Origin of the sequence: Fibrobacter sp. UWR4, assembly GCF_003149045.1 — a bacterium.
GTDB lineage: Bacteria > Fibrobacterota > Fibrobacteria > Fibrobacterales > Fibrobacteraceae > Fibrobacter.
The window spans coordinates 1-1,237 of the sequence record NZ_QGDU01000091.1 but is presented as its reverse complement, the minus strand read 5'-3'; the positions used below and the strand labels follow the sequence as shown (position 1 = coordinate 1,237).

At 41.1% G+C, this 1,237-nt stretch carries 1 protein-coding gene; it reads right to left on the bottom strand.

Features of this window, described 5'->3' with window-relative positions; all coding sequences use genetic code 11:
- Positions 1-62: 62 nt before the first annotated feature.
- Entirely contained in the window at positions 63-1,112 is a 1,050-nt protein-coding gene (locus BGX12_RS15225) for an FISUMP domain-containing protein (RefSeq protein WP_109736860.1), read from the bottom strand.
- Positions 1,113-1,237: the final 125 nt, after the last annotated feature.

Below are 1,237 nucleotides of genomic sequence, written 5' to 3'. Positions count from 1 at the left end.
GAACAATCGGCCGAGAAAACGACTTGGATTTCTCACCCCATTAGAGTATATTTCTAGGCAAGTTAAACAAATTTACTTGGCGACTTAAATTCGCCCTTAAATTCACCTGCATCAACTTTTCCTACAGGCAAGGCAGACATACCAGTGGAGTTGCAAACATTAGAACAGTTCCAAACAAGATTTGACTTTAGAGAGAGATCTGATTTTTCTTTCATAACCTTCCACTCATTTAAATTCATGACATGCCAGCCTTCGGGGCAAATTCCCCGGTGCTGAGCATAATTAAAAGCCAATTCTGGATTAGAATAATGTTCTGCAGTGGTATCAATCATGTCGGGGCAGCTTTCCGTTGTTCCAACAAAAGTCGTGTCACAAGCCTTGTGGAACCCCATGGCCTCGCTCCAGGTGTAGAGTCCTCCAAATCCGTTATCGCAGTACCAGGAATCGTCGTTATAACAATATTTCTCCACCTTGGAATCGTCGGAGTTGATTTCGTTACTTTTGATTTGCGTTCCAAAGTTCAAATTTTCAGCAAAAACCCGGAAGGCAATTTCTTCGGATGAAGTCCGTTTAATGTAAGTCGTTTTATAGACCTGATTATCTCTTGGATCAATAAAATCTTCACCAGCATTTTTGTGTTCCCTGGAATTATAATAGAACTGTGCAGACATATCGTAATGAAGATCAGGAACTTCAACATCAATGACATCTATACACTTCCATTTTCCATTAATGCATTGATACTTGTAAATTTCGTATCCATCTTGTTCCGAGAAAACAGAATCCTCAGTACATGTTCTTTTGGCAGAAGAAGAGCTACTTAACACTTCAATTTCACTACTATTTCCGTTGCTGACAACGGAAGAACTTGACTTTCCACCCCCTTTCGCGCTAGATGAACTGCTAGATCCTTCGCTGTCGCTCAGGATGACACTTGAAGATGAAGAATTGTCGTTGATACTGGAGGATGATTCATCGTCCTCAACAGCAGAACTCTGTGCACTGTTTTCACCAGATGCGCTGGTGGAGTTGGAGTCGTCGCCGCAGGCATTAAATGCGAACAGCGCAAAAGCGGCCGCACTCACCAAGCCAATTTTCTTAAAAGTCTTCATAAAAAAACTCCGAATATATTCCCCTTAAATGGCTCTTCATCAACATGTGTGGGTGGCTTCGCCACCCTTTTTTGTTGACTTTCGCCTAAATTAAACAAAAAATGGGCTATTTTCTAAAATTTAAT